The following is a 20,113-nucleotide window of genomic DNA, read 5'->3' as shown; positions in this document are numbered from 1 at the left end:
CGGCCGGGAGCGCCGAGGCAGGCCGGCGCCGGAGCCCGCACGCACTCGCGCCGGCCCGCCCACGAGGGGCAGGCCGGCGCAGGTGTCACCGGGTTGCTGTCGTCGGCGCGGGACGTCAGCTCGACATGGCCTCCCGCAGCGACTTCGGCCGCATGTCGGTCCACACCGAGTCGACGTAGGCCGAGCACTCGTCCATGGTGCCGGTCTTGCCGTCGGCGACCCAGCCCGCCGGCACGGCCTGGTGCGCGGGCCACAGCGAGTACTGGCCCTCGTCGTTGACCAGCACCTGGTAGGCGATGTCAGACCTCATGGGGAACACCTTCCTGTTGAGCGGGATAGCGCCGCAACGTCGGGTTGATCGTCACGAACGCGGTTACCAGGGCGATGCCGACCGCGCACACCAGGACGGCGCGGTCGGCGGACAGGAACTCGGTGAGCAGACCGCCGAGCGCGGGCCCGAGCGCACCCGCGACACCCAGCACCACCGACACCACCCCGCTGAGCCGCCCGCGCATCGCATCGGGGGTCATCAGCAGCTGGTGGGTGGAGATCGTCGTGTTGGCGGTGGGGGCCAACAACGTCATCAGCGCGAACAGCCCACCCATGACGTACCCGTTGGACACGAAGTACGCCACGGGCGTCAGCGCCGTCAACACCCAGAACACGGCCGCGATGGACACGAAGGGCCCCAGCGCGCGGTGCAGCCAGGGCGCGATCAGCGCGCCCACCACGCCGCCGACGCCCAGCATCGCGGCCATCACGCCGATCGCCGCGGAGGGCACCCCGCGCGCGTCGGCCAGGACGATGACCACCAGGTAGAACGCGGTGAAGAACAGGTTGAGCACCACCGCGCACAGCGCCGTCACGCGGATCTCCCGCCGCTGCCACACCCACCGCAGGCCGTCGCCGATCTCGCGCAGGAAGCGCCGCTCGCCGGCCTCGACCGGCTCCCGGGGCGGCACCCGCATGAACAGCAGCGCCACGAACGCCAGGCAGTGCGTCACCAGATCCAGCAGGAACGGCACCCACCGCGCCACCGCGAACAGCACACCGCCCAGCGCCGTGCCCGCCATCTGGCCCAGCGACGAGCGCGCGGCGTTCATCGCCACCGCCGTCGCCAGCTGCGAGTCGGGCACCAGGCGGGGCAGGCAGGCGTCCTCGGCCGGTTCGAACAGCGCCCGGCACACGCCCAGCACCGCCGCCACCCCCGCCATGTGCGCCAGCGACGCCGTGCCGCCGAGCAGCGCGAGCACCAGCGACCCCAGCGCGACCACCTGCGCCGCCTCGCACGCCAGCATGATCCTCTTGCGGTCCCACCGGTCCACCAGCGCCCCGGCGGGCAGCCCCGCCACCAGTTGCGCGGCGGCGTCGACCGCGAGCACCAGGCCGGACGCCGCCGGCGAGCCGGTGATCGCCAGCACCAGCAGCGGGAACGCGAACAGCGACGCCGCGAACCCGACCTCGGCCAGCGCCTGCCCGCCCCACAGCAGCGTGTAGTCGCGGTTGCGCCTCAGCGGGACGGTCACAGCGCACCCCGGCAGTCCTCGGCGATGGCCCGCAGCGCGGCGGCGAAGTCCGCGACCACCCGCCGCACCTCCTCCTCCGGGTGCACGTCCGGGTGGTAGTACCAGGAGAACCCGAGCTTCCCGCCGCCCGCCTCGCCGACGACGTCGATCAGGTGCTCGGCCCGGTCACCGGGATCGTGCTCCTGCCCGATCGACGGCAGCACCGCGCGGTAGAGGCCACCGGACTCCTCGGAGCCCGAGTCGAACTGGCCCAGGTAGTTGAACGCCACCACCGGCACGCCGCCGCCCGGCACCCGGCCGTGCTGCCGCAGCGCCCCGTACCCGATCCCGTTGCCCGGCACGGACCGCAGCTGCCGCCGCACCGCCTTGACCCGGGACCGCCAGTCGCCGTCGGGCACCGCCAGCTCCACCGGGAACACCGTGGTGAACCAGCCGACGGTGCGCGACAGGTCCACCCCGTCGAACAGGTCCTCCCGGCCGTGCCCCTCCAGGTCCACCGACACCGTCCCCGACCCCGTCCACCGGGACAGCGACCACGCCAGCGCCGCCAGCAGCACGTCGTTGATCCGCGTCCGGTAGGCGACGGGCGCACCGCGCAGCAGCGCCTCGGTGTCCTGTTCGGACAGTTCCAGCGTCACCACCTCGGCGGCCGCGGTGGTGTCCGGCTGCACCGGCAGCGGCTTGCTCCAGTACTCCACCTCACCGTCGAAACCGCCCCCGGTGACGTGCTCCTCCAGCCGGCGCGCCCACTCCTGGAACGACGTCGTCTTGGCGCCCAGGTCGCCGCCCCGGTAGGCGGTCTCCAGGTCGTCCAGCAGGATGCGCCACGACACGCCGTCCACGACCAGGTGGTGCGCCACCAGCAGCAGCAGCGACCGGCCCGCCTCGCGGAACAGCACCGCCCGCAGCAACGGCCCGTCGGCGAGGTCGAAACCCGCGTGCACCTCGTCGGCGAACGCCTCCAGGTCGTCCACACCGGACACCTCGGTGAGCACGTCGACGTCGGACACCGGGGCGTTCTCCTGCCGCCACACCCCGTCGACCAGCGTGAAGCGCAGCCGCAGCGCGTCGTGCTGCGCCAGCAGCGCGCCCAGCGCCCGCCGCAGCGCCGCCACGTCCACCGCCGGGTCCAGCTCCACCAGGTGCGACTGGTTGAAGTGGTGCGGGTTGCGCCGCCCGGAGTGCAGGAACCAGTGCTGGATCGGCGTCAGCGGCACCTCGCCGACCACGGCGTCCCGGTGGCCGCCGCTGTCCTCCACCCGCACCGCGGGCGCCAGCGACGCGACGGTCTGGTGCAGGAACAGGTCCTTGGTGGTGAACCGCAGACCGGCCTGCCGGGCGCGGGCCACGACCTGCATGCTCAGGATCGAGTCGCCGCCCAGCGCGAAGAAGTTGTCCTCCGCGCCGACCCGCGGCACGCCCAGGACGTCCGCCCACACGCCGGCCAGCGCCTCCTCCACCGGCCCCGACGGCGGCACGTGCCCGGCCGACGCCAGCGCCGAGAAGTCCGGCTCGGGCAGCCGGGCCCGGTCGACCTTGCCGTTGGGGCTGATCGGCAGCGCGTCGACCGGCACGAACACCGAGGGCACCAGGTAGTCGGGCAGCGATTCGCCCAGGAACTCCCGCAGACCCTCCGCGGCGCCCGCCGCCGAGCCCACCACGTAGGCCACGAGCCGCTTGTGCCCGGCCCCGTCGGCCCGCGCGACCACCACGGCCTCCCGCACGTCCGGGTGGCGCAGCAGCGCGGTCTCCACCTCGCCCAGCTCGATCCGGAAGCCCCGGATCTTGACCTGCTCGTCCGCCCGGCCGACGAACTCCAGTTGGCCGTCGCGCCGCCACCGCACCACGTCGCCGGTGCGGTACATCCGCGAACCCGGCTCGCCGAACGGGTTCGCCACGAACCGGGACGCCGTGAGGCCGGGCCGGTCGAGGTAGCCGCGGGCCAGCCCGGCGCCCGACACGTGCAGCTCGCCGGGCACGCCGATCGGCACCGGTTGCAGCGCCGGGTCCAGCACGTGGACGCGGGTGCCCGGGATCGGCCGCCCGATGGGCGGCGCGCCGCCCGGTTCCAGCGGCCCGCTCCACGTGGCCACCACCGTGGACTCGGTGGGGCCGTAGGCGTTGACCATCCGGCGGCCCGGCGCCCAGCGGGCCACCAGGTCCGCCGGGCACGCGTCGCCGCCCACCACGAGCGACCGGAACTCCGGCAGCGCCACGTCCGGCAGCGTCGCCAGCGCGACCGGCGGGATCAGCGCGTGCGTCACCCGCCGACCGGCCAGCACGTCCGCGAGCTGGTCGCCCAGCAGCGGTCCCTCCGGCGGCACGACCAGGGCGGCGCCGGCGGGCAGCGCCATGCACAGCTCCAGCACCGAGGCGTCGAAGCTGGGGGAGGAGAACTGGAGCACCCGGTCGCCGGGCCGCACGTCCAGGTGCGCGACCTCGGCGGCCGAGAACGTGGCGATGCCGGCGTGGGACACCACCACGCCCTTGGGCCGACCGGTCGACCCGGACGTGTAGATCACGTAGGCCGGGTGCTCCGGCCGGACCGCGACGCCCGGGTCGGTGTCCGGCTGCCCCGCGACGTCCACCGGGCCGTCGAGCACCAGCAGGGGGCGCGCGTCGGCGAGCATGAACCCGATGCGCTCCGCCGGGTAGGCGGGGTCTACGGGCAGGAACGCCGCTCCGGCCTTGAGCACCGCCAGCTCGGCGACCACCAGGTCGGCCGACCGGGGCAGGCGCACGGCGACGATCCGCTCCGGCCCCGCGCCGCGCGCGATCAGGTGGTGGGCCAGGCGGTTCGCCGCCGCGTTCAGCTCGGCGTAGGTCAGCTCCGCCTCGCCGGTCAGCGCCGGCGCGTCGGGCGTGCGCCGGACCTGCGCCTCGACCAGGCCGGCGAACGAGGTGAACGGCTGCCCGTCGGGCCCGCGACCGTGGCGCTCGACCGCCGCCAGCTCCTCGGGCGGCAGCACGGGGAGCGTCCACAGCGGACTGCCCGGGGCGGCGGCGATGCCGTCGAGCAGCACCCCGAGGTGGGCGGCCAGCCGCTGCGCGGTCACCGCGTCGAACAGGTCGGTGTTGTACTCGATCGCCCCGGCCAGCCCGCCGCCGTCCTCCTCGGTGAACTCCACCGTCACGTCGAACCCGGTGGACACCACCGGCTGCGCGACGTCGGAAGCCTCCAGGTCGGCGAACCCGGTGGCCTGCGGCGCGTTCTGCAGCGCCACCACCGCCTGGAACAGCGGCGTGCGGCTGGTGTCCCGGTCCGGCTGCACGGCGTCGACCACCCGCTCGAACGGCACGTCCTGGTGCGCGAAGGCGTCGAGCACCGTGCCCCGCACCCGCCCCAGGAGCTCGGGGAACGACGCCCGCGGGTCCACCGAGGCCCGCAGGGCCAGGGTGTTGACGAAGAACCCGACCACGCGGTCGAACTCGGGCCGCTCGCGCCCGGCCGCGACCGTGCCGATGGCGAAGTCCTCCTGCCCGGACCAGCGGTGGAACAGCACCTGGCAGGCCGCGACCAGCACCATGAACAGCGTGCTGTCGTTGCGGCGCGCGACGTCCCGCAGGGCGTTCGCGACCGCGGCGGGCACCGGGAACTCCAGCTGCGCGCCGGCGGTGGTGTGCACCGGCGGGCGCGGCCGGTCGGTCGGCAGCTCCAGCGCGGGCACGCCCGCGAGCCGCTCGCGCCAGTGCTCCAGCTGCGCGTCCAGCGGCAGCTCCCGCTGCCAGGCGGCGAAGTCCACGTACCGGACGGGCAGCTCCGGCAGGTCGCCGCCGGCGTACAGCTCGGCCAGGTCGGCCACCAGCACCCCGCCGGACCAGCCGTCGGTGACGATGTGGTGCATCGTCAGCGCCAGCACGTGCTCCTGCGGTCCGGTGCGCACCAGCGCGGGCCGGAACAGCGGTCCCGCGCCGAGGTCGAACGGCTCGATGGCGGGCATCTCGTCCAGCACCGGCAGCGCCACCTCGTGCGGCGGGTGGACGACCTGCACCGGCAGGCCGTCCACGGCGGGGAACGTGGTGCGCAACGACTCGTGCCGGGCCACCAGCGCCGACAGCGCGCGCCGCAACCGCTCCACGTCCAGCTCGCCGCGCAACCGCACCGCGAACGGCGTCACGTACTCCGTGCCGCCGGGCGAGAACTGGTCGAGGAACCACAGCCGCTGCTGCGCGAACGACAGCGCGAAGTCGCCCTCCGCGCGGGGGATGGGCGCGAGCGAGCCACCGGTCAGCACCGCCGCGAGGCCCGCGACGGTCGGGTGGTCGAACAGCGCGCGGGGCGACAGGTCGAAGGTCTCCCGCAGCCGCGACGCCACCCGGATGCTGAGGATGGAGTCGCCGCCCAGCGCGAAGAAGTTGTCCTCCGCGCCGACCTCCGCCAGCCCGAGCACGTCCTCCCAGACCGCGGCGACCAGCCGCTCGGCCTCGGTCCGCGGCGCCACGAACCCGTCACCCACGGACGCGTCCCGCTCGGGGGCCGGCAGCGCCGCGCGGTCGAGCTTGCCGTTGTTGTTGAGCGGCAAGCGGTCCAGCGCCACGAACGCCGTCGGGACCATGTAGTCCGGCAGCGACCGGGCCGCGTGGTCGCGCAGCTCGGGCACGGCCGGCGCCCCTGCGGCCTCCTCTGCGGCCACCACGTAGGCCACCAACCGCTCGTCCCGCACCACCACGGCGACCTGGGTGATGGCGGGGTGCGCGGTGAGGACGGCTTCGATTTCGCCGAGTTCGATGCGGAAGCCGCGGATCTTGACCTGGTGGTCGGCGCGGCCCAGGTAGTCCAACCGCCCGTCGACCCAGCGGGCGAGGTCGCCGGTGCGGTACATCCGGGATCCCGCATCCCCGAAGGGGTTGGCGATGAAGCGTGTGGCGGTGAGGCCGGGTCGGTTGAGGTAGCCGCGGGCGAGTCCGGGTCCGGCGATGTGCATCTCGCCGGTGACGCCGGGGGGAACGGGCTGGAGGTCGTCGTCCAGCACGTAGACGCGCAGGTCGGGGATGGGTTCGCCGATGGTGCCGTCGGCGGGGGTGTGGGTGACGTGGACGGTGGTCTCGGTGATGCCGTACATGTTGATCAGCTGTCCGGTGCCCTGCCAGCCTTGGATCTTGTGCTGGTCGAGGGCTTCGCCGCCGAAGATGACGTAGCGGGGGTCGGGTTGTTCGGGCAGCAGTTGGTAGAACGCCGAGGGTGTTTGGTTGAGCACCGTGACGCCCTCGTCGCGCAGGAGTCGGGCGAAGTCGCGGGGCGAGCGCGAGACGTCGTGTGGGACCACGACGAGTCGTCCGCCGTGCAGCAGTGGTCCCCACAGTTCCCAGACGGAGAAGTCGAAGGCGTAGCTGTGGAACAGGGTCCACACGTCGTCCTCGTCGAAGCCGAACCAGTGGTCGGTGGCGGAGAACAGCCGCACGACGTTGCCGTGCGGGACGACCACGCCCTTGGGCTTGCCCGTCGACCCGGACGTGTAAATCACGTACGCCGGGTTCTCCGGGCTCAGCGACACCTCCGGCGCGGTGGCCGGGCAGGAGGACAGCTCCGGCAGCTCGTCCAGCACCGCGACCGGCTCGGCGTCGGCGATCATGCCGGCGACGCGGTCGGCCGGGTAGGACGGGTCGATCGGCACGTACGCCGCGCCCGACTTCAGCACGCCCAGCACCGCGACGACCAGGTCCAGCGACCTGGGCAGCACCAGGCCGACGAAGCGCTCCGGTCCTGCGCCCAGGCCGATCAGGTGGTGCGCCAACCGGTTGGCCCGCTCGTCCAGCTCCCGGTAGGTCAGGCCGGCGCCCTGGAAGGTCACCGCGACCGCGTCCGGGCGGCGGGCGGCCTGGGCGGCGAACAGCTCGGGGAGGACGCCGGCGGGCCGCCCGGCAGCCTTGCCGTTCCAGTCGACCAGCACCTGGCGGCGCTCCCGGTCGGTCAGCCACGGCAGGTCGCCGAGCCTCCGGCGCGGGTCGTCGCCGACCGCGCCGAGCAGGCGGCCCAGCCACTCGCCGAGCCGCTCGACGGTGGCGCCGTCGAACAGCCTCGGGTCGTAGGTCAGCTCGACGTGCAGCGAGTCGTCCACGTGCGCCCGCACGGTCAGCGGGAAGGTCGTGGTGTCCAGCCCGTCGACCTCGCCGACCCGCGGCGCGTCGTCGGAGGCCGCCTCCACCGGGTAGTTCTCGAACGCCAGCAGGCTGTCGAACAGCGGCCCGCCGGCCCAGGACTGGACCTGCGCCAGGGACGCGGAGTCGAACCGCCGCGACTCGGTCTGCGCCTCCTGCAACCGCCGCAGCCACGGCACGACCTCGTCGCGCGGGTCCACCGACACCCTGGTGGGCACGGTGTTGATGAACATGCCGACCATGTCCTCGACACCGGGCAGCTCCGCGGGCCGCCCGGAGACGGTGGTGCCGAACACCACGTCGCGCTCACCGGAAACCCTGGCCAGCAGCAGCGCCCACGCGCCCTGCACGAGGGTGTTGACCGTCAGGCCGTGGGCGCGCGCCACCTCGTCCAGGCGCGCCGCCGGCAGGTCGAGCACGACCTGGGCGGAGGACTCGGCGCGGTGCGCGTCGGTCGGCGGCCGGTCGTAGGGCAGGGGGGTGGGCGTGGTGAACCCGGCCAGCACGCCGCGCCAGTGCCGCTCGGCCGCCGCCGGGTCCTGCGCGGCCAGCCACTCCAGGTAGTCGCGGAACGGCCGCCGGGCGACCGGTTCGCCGCCCGCGCACTCGGCCAGCACCTCGCCGAAGACCTGCGCGGTGCTCCAGCCGTCCAGCAGGAGGTGGTGCGAGGTCCACAGCAGGTCGACCTCGTGGTCGGACACCTCGCCGATGACCAGCCGCATCAGCGGCGCGCGGGTGAGGTCCAGGCCCTCCCGGGCGTCGCGCTCGACCAGCTCGTCGGTGACCGGCGCGAACTCCACCGGCAGCACGACGTCCCGGTGCACCACCTGCACCGGCTCGTCCACGCCCTCCCACACCACGCTCGTGCGCAGGACCGGTGTGCGGTCGACCACCCGCTGCCAGGCTCGCGCGAGGCTCCGCGCAGAATCCACATTGGACAGCCGGACGCGCAGCTGGTTGAAGTAGGCCGTGCCGTCGTCCATCAGGCTGTGGAACAGCATGCCCGCCTGCAACGGCGTGAGCGGGTAGACGTCCTCCACGTCCGGGCTCGCGACCAGGTCGACCTGGGCCTGCGTGAGGCGGGCCAGCGGGAAGTCGGAGGGCGTGCGGCCCCACGCGCCCGGTGACGCGCAGTGCGCGATGATCTGCCGCAGGGCGTCGAGCATCCGGTCGGCCAGCGCGCGCACGGCGGCCTCGTCGTGCGCCTCGGTCGAGTACTCCCAGTCCAGCGCCAGCTCACCGTCCGCCACGGCGGCCGTGATGTCCAGCAGGTGCGGGCGGTTCAGGTCGTCGGGCACCTCCCGGCCGTGCTCGCCCTCGCCGAACGCGCCGGACTCGAACTGCCCCAGGTAGTTGAAGCACACGCGGGGCAGCGCACCGGTCAGGCCCCGGTCGGCGTACCGCAGGGCCTCGTAGCTCAGGCCCTTGTGCGGCACGGAGCGCAGCTGCTCCTTCACCGCCTTGAGCGCGCGGCCCCAGTCGCCGGAGGGGATCTCCAGCGACACCGGGAACTGCGCGGTGAACCAGCCGACCGTGCGGGACAGGTCGACGTCGAACAGCTCCTCGCGGCCGTGGCCCTCCAGCGTGACCAGCGCACGGCCCTCGAACGCCGCCGCCAACGCGGTCAGCAGCACGTCGTTGACCTGCGTCCGGTACGCCTCGGGCACCGCGTGCAGCAGGGCGTCGGTCTCGGCCCGGCCCAGCCGCACCGACACGCTGCGCCCGCTGCCCGCCGTGGTGGGCACCGGCTCCTCCACCGGTGTCGCCGCCCAGTGCGGCAGGGCGTCGTCGAACGCGCCGGACCGGACGTGGGCGTCCAGCCGGTGCGCCCAGTCGGCGAACGACGTGCTCGCGGGGCCCGGCTCGCCGCCCCGGTAGGCGCTGTGGAGGTCGGCCAGGACGATCCGCCACGACACCGCGTCGACCACGAGGTGGTGCGCGGTGAGGAACAGCTTGCCGTCCGGGAACAGCACCGCCCTGAACAGCGGGCCGTGCCGCAGGTCCAGGCCCGCCCGCGCCCGGTCGGCCTCCTCGGCGTAGTCCAGCGTGGACGCCACGTGCAGCACGTCGACCTCGGTGTCCGCGACCTCCTGCCACCACCGGCCGTCGACCTCGGTGAACCGGGAGCGCAGCGCGTCGTGGTGCGCCACGACCTTGCGCAGCGCCTCGCGCAGGGCGGGCACGTCCACGTCGTCCAGGTCGGTGAAGACCGACATGGTGAACCGCGCCAGCGGGCCGTGCTCGGCGAAGAACCACCGCTGGATCGGGGTCAGCGGCGCGGGACCGGTGACGACCCGGTGCGTCGTCGCGGTGTCGGCGGTGACCGCGGGGGCGAGGTCGGCGACGGTCTGCCGCAGGAAGATGTCCTTCGACGTCAACCGCATCCCGGCCTGCCTGGCCCGGGACACCACCTGCATGGACAGGATCGAGTCGCCGCCCAGCGCGAAGAAGTTGTCGCGCGCGCCGACGCGCTCGACGCCCAGCACCTCCGCCCAGATCGCGGCGAGGTCCGCCGCGACGCCGGGCGCGGGCGCCACGTAGCCGGCGTCGGTGAACGTCGGCGCGGGCAGCGCCCGGCGGTCGACCTTGCCGCTGGGCGTCATCGGGACGCGGTCCAGCGCGACGAACGCCGAGGGCACCAGGTAGTCCGGCAGCCGCTGCTTGAGCCACGCGGCGAGGTCGGTGGCCGCGCCGACGGTGTAGGCGACCAGCCGCTGGTGCCCGTTGTGCTCCCGCGCGACGACGGCGGCTTCGGTGACGTCGGGGTGGTGCAGCAGTGCTGCTTCGACTTCGCCGGGTTCGATGCGGTAGCCGCGGATCTTGACCTGGTCGTCGGTGCGGCCGAGGTATTCGAGTTGGTCGCCGATCCAGCGGACGCGGTCGCCGGTGCGGTACATGCGGGTTCCGGGTGGCCCGAAGGGGTCGGGCAGGAAGCGCTGGGCGGTGAGGCCGGGTCGGTTGAGGTAGCCGCGAGCCACCTGCGCCCCGGCGATGAACAGCTCGCCCGGCACACCGGTCGGCGTCGGCCGCAGGTCCGCGTCGAGCACGTGCGCGACGAGGTTGCGCAGCGGGCGGCCGATCAGCGGCCGGTCGCCCGTCACCGGGGTGGAGACGGCGTCGACCGTGGTCTCGGTGGGGCCGTAGAAGTTGTGGGCCCGCGTCGGCGACGCCGCCAGCTCGCGCCACAGCGACTCCGGCAGCGCCTCGCCGCCGAGCATCAGCACCTTCGGCTTGTGCTGCCCGTCGAGCAGCCCCGCGGGCAGCAGCTGCCGCACGTAGGACGGGGTGAGGTCGAGGAAGTCGATCCGGTGCTCCCGCACGTAGTCCACCAGCGCCGCCGGCTCCAGCCGGACGTCGTCGGGCAGCACGTGCAGCTCGTGGCCGTCGGCCATGAGCAGCGGGCCCTCCCAGGACGTGTCGAACGAGAACACCGCCGACAGCGCCACCCGCAGCGGTTCGGCCGCGAAGTCGTCGCGGTGGCTGTGCAGCAGGTTGACCAGGTGGCGGTGCTCGACCACGACGCCCTTGGGCCGGCCGGTCGAGCCGGAGGTGTGGATCACGTACGCCGCGTGGTCGCCGCGCACCGGCACGCCGGGCCGCGTGGCCGGCTGCCCGGCGAGGTCCGGCCAGGAGTCCAGCACCAGCGCCGGTTCGGCGTCGCGCAGCAGGAAGTCGACCCGCTCGCGCGGCAGGTCCCGGTCGATCGGCAGGTACACCGCACCCGCCTTGTGCACCGCCAGGATCGCCACCACCACGTCGGCGGAGCGCGGCAGCATCACGGCCACCACGCGCTCCGGCGCCGCGCCGAGCGCGATCAGGTGGTGGGCCAGGCGGTTCGCGCGTTCGTCCACCTCCGCGAACGTCAGGCGCGTCCCACCGCACACCAGCGCGGTCGCGTCGGGCGCGCGGTCGGCGCGGGCCTCGAACAGCGCCGGGAACGTGGTGTCCGGCACGGCCAGCGCCCGGCCGCGCGGGTCCGGCTCGTCGCCGGTCACCAGCGGGATCGCCGACAGGGGCCGGTCGGGCGCCGCGACGACGCCCGCCAGCAGCTCGACCAGGTGCCGCGCCATCCGGTCGACCGTGGCGGCGTCGAACAGGTCGGTGCTGTACTCGATCGCGCCGAGCAGCTCGCCGCCGGACTCGCCGAACTCGAACGTCACGTCGCACGTCGCCGTGGTCAGCGGCAGCGGCAGCTCCGCGACCCGCAGACCGGGCAGCTCCGGCAGGTCGGTCCCGGCGTTCTGCACCAGGACCATGGCGTCGAACAGGGCGTTGCGGCTCGGGTCGCGGTCCGGCCGCACGGCCTCCACGACCCGCTCGAACGGCACCTCCTGGTGCGCGAACCCGTCCCGGACGGTGGCCCGCACGTCGGACAGCAGCTCCGCGAAGCCGCGCGTGGTGTCCACCGCGGACCGGAGCACGACGGTGTTGACGAACAGGCCGACCACGTCGTCCAGCTCGGCGCGGCCCCGGCCCGACACCGCGGTGCCGACCGCGATGTCGTCCTGGCCGGTGTAGCGGGCCAGCAGCGCCTGGCACGCCGCGACCAGCGTCGTGAACAGCGTGTCGCCGTGCCGGCGGGCCAGCTCCTTCACCCCGCGCGCGACCTCCGCCGGCACGGTGAACGAGTGCATCGCGCCCGCCCCGGTGCGCACCGCCGGGCGCGGCCGGTCGGTGGGCAGCTCCAGCGGCGGCAGGTCCGCCAGCCGGTCGGCCCAGTAGTCGACCGGCGGGTCCTGCCGCCAGGCCGCGTAGTCGACGTACTGCACCGCCGGGGGCGGGGGCTCCTCGCCCGCGTACAGCGCGCCGAGGTCGCGGGCCAGCACGCCGGTGGACCAGCCGTCGGTGACGATGTGGTGCAGCGTCAGCACGAACACGTGGTCGTCGTCGGCGACCCGCACCAGCCGCGCCCGCACCAGCGGGCCCTCCCGCAGGTCGAACGGCGTCCCGGCCTCCTGCCGCAGCACCTCCTCCCAGGAGCCCCCCTCCACCACGAGCGGCACCCCGAACGGCTCGTGCACGACCTGACCGCCGTCGACGAACGTCGTGCGCAGCGACTCGTGCCGGGCGACGAGGCCGTCCACGGCCCGCCGCAACGCCGCCACGTCGAGCTCGCCGCGCAGCCGCAGGGCGGTCGGCGTGACGTACTCGGTGCTGCCCGGCTCGAACTGGTCGAGGAACCACAGCCGCCGCTGCGCGGGGGACTGCGGGTGGACGCCGCCGCGCGGGACCACCGGGATGGCGTCCGCCGCCGCCTGCCCGGAGATCGCGCCCGCGAGCCCGGACACCGTGGGGTGCTCGAACAGCGCGCGCGGCGAGAGCTGCGCGCCGAACGCGGCCCGCAGCCGCGAGGTCACCGAGATGGACAGGATCGAGTCGCCGCCCAGCGCGAAGAAGTCGTCCTCCGCCCCGACCCGCGACAGGCCCAGCACGTCCGCCCAGATCGCGGCGACGGTCCGCTCGGCCTCGGTGCGCGGCTCGGTGAACCCGCCGGTGAACTCGGGCCGCGGCAGCGCCCGCCGGTCCACCTTCCCGCTGGGGGTCAGCGGGAAGGCGTCGAGCACCACCACCGCCGACGGCACCTGGTAGTCCGGCAGCACCGAGGCCAGCGCCGCGCGCGGGTCCCGCTCCGGCGCGCCGGTGACGTAGCCGACCAGGCGGCCGTCCAGGACGACCACGACGGCGTCGCGCACCCCGGGCACGTCGCGCAGCGCGGCCGCCACCTCGCCCGGCTCGATCCGGAAGCCCCGGACCTTGACCTGGTCGTCGGCCCGCCCCAGGTACTCCAACCGCCCGTCGTGCCACCGCACCCGGTCGCCCGTGCGGTACATGCGGCTCCCGGGCGGGCCGAACGGGTCGGGCAGGAACCGCTGCGCGGTCAGGCCGGGCCGGTCGAGGTAGCCGCGCGCGACCTGCGCGCCGGCCACGTGCAGCTCGCCGACCACGCCCGGCGGGACGGGCCGCAGGTCGCGGTCGAGCACGTAGGCGGCCAGGTTGTGCAGCGGGCGGCCGATCAGCGGCCGGTCGCCGGTGATCGGCGTCGACACGGCGTCCACCGCGGTCTCGGTGGGGCCGTAGTAGTTGAAGCCGTCGACGGGGGAGGCGGCGATCCGCCGCCACAGCGCGGCGTCCACCGCCTCGCCGCCGACCAGCACCTGCCGCAGGCCGGACTCCAGCAGCCCGGCGTCGACCAGCCGGTGCGCGTAGGACGGCGTGAGGTCGACGGTGCCGATGCCGTGCGCCCGCACGTACCCGACCAGCGCGGCCGGGTCCAGGCGCAGCTCCTCGTCGATGACGTGCAGCTCGTTGCCGGCGGCCAGGAACAGCAGACCTTCCCAGGACGTGTCGAAGGACAGCGTCGCGGTGAGGGCGAACTTCGTCGGCTCGGCCATCAGGTCGTGCCGGTTGGCGTGCAACAGGTTCGCGAGCTGGCGGTGCTCGACCACGACGCCCTTGGGGCGGCCGGTGGAGCCGGAGGTGTAGATGACGTAGGCCGCCTGGTCCGGCCGCACCGCGACGTCGGGCGCGGCGCCGGGCAGCCCGGCGGTGTCGGGCAGCCGGTCCAGCACCAGGGCCGGGCGCGCGTCGGCCAGCAGGAAGTCGATGCGGTCGGCCGGCAACCCGGGGTCGACGGGCAGGTACACCGCGCCGGCCTTGAGCACCGCGAGCACGGCCACCACGACGTCGGCCGACCGCGGCATCCGCAGCGCCACCACGCGCTCGGGGCCCGCGCCCTCGGCGATCAGGTGGTGCGCCAGGCGGTTCGCCGCCGCGTCCAGCTCGGCGAAGGTCAGCCGCGCGTCGCGGAAGACCAGGGCCGTCGCGTCCGGCGTCCGCCGCGCCTGCTCGGCGAACACCTCCGGGTAGAGCAGGTCCGGCGCGTCCAGCGCGGTCCGGTTCCAGTCCACCAGCACGCGCCGCCGCTCCTCGGCGGTCAGCCAGGGCAGGTCCCCGACCGGGCGGTCGGTGTCGCGGGCGAGGGCGGCCACCAGGTCGCCCAGCCAGCCCGCCAGGCGCTCGGCGGTGGCGGTGTCGAACAGGTCCGGGTCGTAGGCCAGCTCCAGGTTGAGCCGGTCGGTGACCGACGCCGTCAGCGCCAGCGGCAGGGTCGTGTTGTCCACCGCGTCGACCTCGACCACGCGCGGCCCGTCGCCGCCCTGCTCGAACGGGTAGTTCTCGAACACGACCACGCTGTCGAACAGGCGGGTGCCCAGCCACGACTGGATCTCGGCCAGCGAGGTGTGGTCGTAGCGGCGCGCCTCGCCCTGCGCGGCCTGGAGCTCGCGCAGCCACGCGCCCACCCGCGCGGTGGTGTCCACGGCGACCCTGGTGGGCACGGTGTTGATCAGCATCCCGACCATGGTCTCGACGCCGGGCAGCTCCGCCGGGCGCCCCGACACCGTGCTGCCGAACACCACGTCGGGCTCGCCGGAGACCCGCGACAGCAGCAGCGCCCACGCGCCCTGGACGACCGTGTTGACCGTCAGGCCCGCGCGCTGCGGCGCGTCGCCGAGGTCGACGGTGATCCGGACGGACTCAGTGGCCTCCGCGCGGTGCGCCTCGGTGGGCGGCCGGTCGAAGGGCAGCGGCGTCGGACCGTCCACATCGGACAGCGCGGTGCGCCAGTGCTGCTCGGCGCCCTCCTGCTCGGCCAGCCAGCGCAGGTAGTCGCGGAAGGGCCGGCGGGCGGGCAGCCGCGCGGGCCGGCCGGTGGTGATGGCGCGGTAGTGCTCCAGCACCTCGGCGAACACCTGGCCGGTGCTCCAGCCGTCCAGCACCACGTGGTGCGAGGACCAGACCAGCTCCACCCGGTCGGCCGACAGCGGCGTGACCCGCACGCGCAGCAGCGGCGCGACACCGAGGTCCAGCTCGCCGTCCGCCGGCACGGCCACCTGCCGGTGCACCACCTGCACCGGCTCGTCCACGCCCTCCCACACCACGCTGCTGCGCAGCACCGGCGTGCGGTCCACGACCCGCTGCCACGCCTCGGCCAGCGCCGCCGGGTCGGTGACGCCGTCGAGCACCAGCCGCATCCGGTCCACGTACGCGCCGGGTTCGACCAGGCTGTGGAACACCATGCCGGCCTGCAGCGGCGTGAGCCGGTAGACGTCCTCCACGTCGGGACCGGCCAGCCGGTCCACCTGCTCCTGGGTCAGCCTCGCCAGCGGGAAGTCCGACGGGGTGCGCCCGCCCGCGCCGGGCTCGGCGCAGTGCGCGACGATCCCGCGCAGCGCGTCCAGCACCCGGTCGGCCAGCCGCCGCACGGTCGCCTCGTCGTGGACGTTGTCCGAGTACTGCCAGGCCAGCCGCAGCTCGCCGTGCTCGACCAGGCCGGTGACCTCGATCAGGTGGCCGCGGGGCCGGTCGGCCGCGACGTCCTCGTCCGCGGTGTCGTGCCGGGCGCGGTAGAAACCGCCGTCGGCGACCTCGAACCGGCCGTGGTAGTTGAACGAGACCTCGGGCAGCCGGGCGCCGACGTCCAGCGCCTCGAAGCTCAACCCCCGGTGCGGCACCGCGCGCAGGCCCTCCTTGACCGCCTTGAGCGTGCGGCCCCAGTCGTCGGAGGTCTCCAGCAGCACCGGGAACTGGGTGGTGAACCAGCCGACCGTGCGGGACAGGTCGGCGTCGAACAGCTCCTCGCGGCCGTGGCCCTCCAGCGCCACGCTCACCGCGTCCTGCCCGGTCCACTCGGCCAGCACCCGGCCCAGCGCGCTCAGCAGGACGTCGTTGACCTGCGTGCGGTACACCGGCGGCACCCGGTGCAGCAGCGCGTCGGTCGTCTCGCGGTCCAGCCCCACCGACACCACGCGCGCGGAACCGGCCGTGTTCGGGCCGTCGCGGTCCACCGGCAGCGCCGCGGGCTCGGGCAGGGAGCGCCAGTGCGGCACCGCGTCGTCCAGCGCGCCGGAGGCGACGTGCTCGGCCAGCAGGTGCGCCCACTGCGTGAACGACGTGCCCACCGGCTCCAACTCCGCGCCCCGGTAGGCCGCCTCCAGGTCCTCCAGCAGGATGCGCCAGGACACGCCGTCGATCGCCAGGTGGTGCACGGTCAGCAGGAGCCGCGGTCGCGCGCCGGGGAACAGCACGGCCCGCAGCAGCGGGCCCTCGGAGACGTCCAGGCCCTGTCGCGCCGCGCGGACGTGCGCTTCGACGTCCCCGTCGGGCTCGACGCGGAAGACGTCCCCGCCGTCGCCGGCGACCTCCTGCACCCAGCGCCCGCCCTCGCGGCGGAACCGCAGGCGCAGCGCGTCGTGGTGGGCCACGACGGCCCGCACCGCGGCCCGCAGCGAGTCCACGTCCACCGCCGGCTCCAGCTCCACCAGCAGCGTCATCGTGTAGTGCCCCAGCGGGCCGTGCTCGGCGAAGAACCAGCGCTGGATCGGCGTCAGCGGCGCGGGGCCGGTGAACGCGCGCGCCGGCTCCGCGTCGGCGGCGACCGCGGCGGCGGCCACCGCGAGCTCGGCCACCGTCTGGTGCCGGAACACGTCCCGCGAGGTCAGCTGGAACCCGGCCTGCCGGGCGCGCGAGACGAGCTGGATGGACAGGATCGAGTCGCCGCCCAGGGTGAAGAAGTTGTCGTGGGCGCCGACGCGCTCCGCGCCCAGCACCTCGGCCCAGATGCGGGCCAGCTCCGCCTCGGCGGGCGTGGCCGGTGCGACGAAGTCGTCCGTCCTGGCCTGCGGCGCGGGCAGCGCCGCGCGGTCGAGCTTGCCGTTGGGCGTCAGCGGGATGCGATCCAGCCCGACGAACGCCGCCGGGATCTGGTAGTCCGGCAGCAGCCGCTTGAGGTGGTCGCGCAGGTCCACCGGCCCCTCGGTCACGACGTACCCGACCAGCCGGGTGTGCCCGTTGTCGGTCCTCGCCACGACGGCGGCTTCGGTGACGTCGGGATGGCTCAGCAGTGCTGCTTCGACTTCGCCGGGTTCGATGCGGTAGCCGCGGATCTTGACCTGGTCGTCGGTGCGGCCGAGGTATTCGAGTTGGTCGCCGACCCAGCGGACGCGGTCGCCGGTGCGGTACATGCGGGTCCCGGGTGGCCCGAAGGGGTCGGGCAGGAACCGCTGGGCGGTGAGGCCGGGCCGGTTGAGGTAGCCGCGCGCCACCTGCGCCCCGGCGATGAACAGCTCGCCCGGCACGCCTTCCGGCTGCGGCTGGAGGTTGCGGTCGAGCACGTAGGTGGTGACGTTGCGCAGCGGGCGCCCGATGACGGGCCGGTCGCCGAACAGCGGCGTGGAGACGGCGTCGACCGTGGCCTCGGTCGGGCCGTAGAAGTTGTGCGCGCTGGTCGGCGCGTCGACCAGGTCCCGCCACAGCGCCGCGCCGACGGCCTCGCCGCCCAGCATCAGGAACTTCGGCTTGTGCTGCCCGTCGAGCAGCCCCGCGGGCAGCAGCTGCTGCACGTAGGACGGGGTGAGGTCGAGGAAGTCGATGCGGTGGTCCTGGACGTACCGGATCAGCGCGCCCGGCTCCAGCCGCACCTCGTCGGTGAGCACGTGCAGCTCGTGGCCGTGGGCCAGCAGCGCCAAGCCCTCCCAGGACGTGTCGAACGAGAACACCGCCGTCAGCGCCATCCGCAGGTGTTCCCGGGCGAAGTCGTCGCGGTGGCTGTGCAGCAGGTTGACCAGGTGGCGGTGCTCGACCACGACGCCCTTGGGCTTGCCGGTCGAGCCGGAGGTGTAGATGACGTAGGCCGCGTTGTCCGGTCTGTGCCGCACCGCGGGCGGCGTGCCGGGCATCCCGTCGGCGTCCACCGGCCCGTCGATCACCCGGACCGCGCCGGAATCGCCGATGAGGTGGGCTCGGCGCTGCTCGGGCAGCGTCGGGTCGACCGGCAGGTACACCGCGCCCGCCTTCATGATGCCCAGGATCGCCACCACGGCGTCGGCGCTGCGCGGCAGCGACAGCGCGACGACCTGCTCGGGCCCCACGCCGTCGGCGACCAGCCGGTGCGCCAGCCGGTTCGCGCGCTCCTCGACCTCGGCGAAGGTCAGGCGCACGTCGTCGCACACCACGGCGGTGGCGTCGGGGGTGCGGGCGGCCTGGGCGCTGAACAGCGCCGGGAAGGTCTCGTCCGGCACCGCCAGGGCCTTGCCGCGCGGGTCGGGCTCGTCGCCCAGCAGCAGCGGCACGTCGGCCAGCCGGCGCCGCGGCTCCGCCACCACGCGGGCCAGCAGGACGAGCAGGTGCCGGCACATCCGATCGACGGTGGCCGCGTCGAACAGGTCGGTGTTGTACTCGACCAGGGTGTGCACGCCCTCGGCGGTCTCGGTGAAGTCGACGCTGAGGTCGAAGATCGCCTTCCGGCGGGTGAGCGGGTGCTCGGCCACCTCCAGACCCGGCAGGGCGGGCAGCGCGCGCCCGGCGTTCTGCATCGCCACCATCACGTCGAACAGCGGCGTGCGGCTCGGGTCGCGCTGCGCGGCGACGGCTTCCACCACGCGGTCGAACGGCACGTCGTCGTGGGCGAACGCGTCGAGGGCGGCGGTCCTGGTCTCGTCCAGCAGCTCCGCGAAGGTGCGCGAGGTGTCCACCGCGGAGCGGATCACCACCGTGCCGACGAAGAACCCGACCAGCCGCTGCAGCTCCGGCCGGCCGCGCCCGCTGGTGACGGTGCCCACCGCGATGTCGTCCTGGCCGGTGTAGCGGGCCAGCAGCACCTGGCACGCGGCCAGCAGCGCGGTGAACAGCGTGGTCTCGTGGGCGCGGGCCAGCTCGGCGAGCCGCGCCGACAGGTCGGCGGGCACGGTGAACTCGTGCGTCGCGCCCGCGGTGGTCCGCTCGGCGGGCCGGGGCCGGTCGGTGGGCAGCTCCAGCGGCTCGACGCCGGCGAGCCGCTCGCGCCAGTAGTCGACGCGCACCGGCTGCTCGCGCTGCCACACGGCGAAGTCCGCGTACTGCAGCGGCAGCGGCGGCAGCTCCTCGCCCCGGTAGAGCGCGCCCAGCTCCTCCACCAGCAGGCCCAGCGACCAGCCGTCGACCACGATGTGGTGGGAGGTCAGCAGCAGCACGTGGTCCTCGGGCGCGACCCGCAGCAGCCGCGCGCGCAGCAGCGGCCCGCGCTCCAGGTCGAACGGCCGGTCCACCTCCGCGCGCAGCGCCCCGTCCAGGTCGTCGACGTCGACCAGCGGCACGTCGAGCACCGGGTCGTCGTGGACGACCTGCACCGGCTGCCCGTCGACCTGGCCGAACGTGGTGCGCAGCGACTCGTGCCGCCGCACCAGGGCGCGCAGCGCGCCGGTCAGGCGGGCGACGTCGAGCCCGCCGCGCAGCCGCAGCGCGGTCGCGCTGTTGTAGTCGGTGTCACCGGGCTGGAACTGGTCGAGGAACCACAGCCGCTGCTGGCCGGGCGACAGCGGCAGCGGGCCGGTGCGGGGCGCGGCGGGGATGGTCGCGGCGGCCGGCGCGGACCGGCCGGCCAGCCGGTCGCGCAGGCGCTCCCGGAGGTGGGCGGGCAGCGCGGAGATGCGGCTTTCCTTGGAGGTGGTCAT

Annotated in this window: 3 protein-coding genes; all 3 read right to left on the bottom strand. The window is 74.7% G+C overall.

Features of this window, described 5'->3' with window-relative positions; all coding sequences use genetic code 11:
• Positions 1-115: 115 nt before the first annotated feature.
• From JOE68_RS01535 to JOE68_RS01525, 3 genes are read right to left on the bottom strand one after another with little or no spacing between them, the layout of a single operon-like run.
• On the bottom strand, positions 116-310 hold the full coding sequence (locus tag JOE68_RS01535; RefSeq protein WP_204840554.1) for an MbtH family protein: 195 nt from the start codon (positions 308-310) through the stop codon (positions 116-118).
• Positions 300-1,526 (bottom strand): MFS transporter, encoded by a 1,227-nt coding sequence (locus JOE68_RS01530; protein ID WP_204840553.1) that lies wholly within the window; start codon positions 1,524-1,526, stop codon positions 300-302. Before JOE68_RS01530 ends, JOE68_RS01535 begins: the two co-directional genes overlap by 11 nt.
• Positions 1,523-20,113, bottom strand: coding sequence for a non-ribosomal peptide synthase/polyketide synthase (locus JOE68_RS01525; RefSeq protein WP_204840552.1), 18,591 nt, complete (start codon positions 20,111-20,113; stop codon positions 1,523-1,525). Before JOE68_RS01525 ends, JOE68_RS01530 begins: the two co-directional genes overlap by 4 nt.

The organism is Saccharothrix algeriensis, assembly GCF_016907655.1.
Classification (GTDB): Bacteria; Actinomycetota; Actinomycetes; order Mycobacteriales; family Pseudonocardiaceae; genus Actinosynnema; species Actinosynnema algeriense.
Note: the sequence above shows the minus strand (reverse complement) of the source record. Positions and strands in the feature narration are given on the sequence as shown.

Excerpts from the sequence above, each read along its gene's own strand:
- JOE68_RS01535 (WP_204840554.1), bottom strand. The coding sequence starts at position 310 with ATGAGGTCTGACATCGCCTACCAGGTGCTGGTCAACGACGAGGGCCAG.
- JOE68_RS01525 (WP_204840552.1), bottom strand. The coding sequence starts at position 20,113 with ATGACCACCTCCAAGGAAAGCCGCATCTCCGCGCTGCCCGCCCACCTC.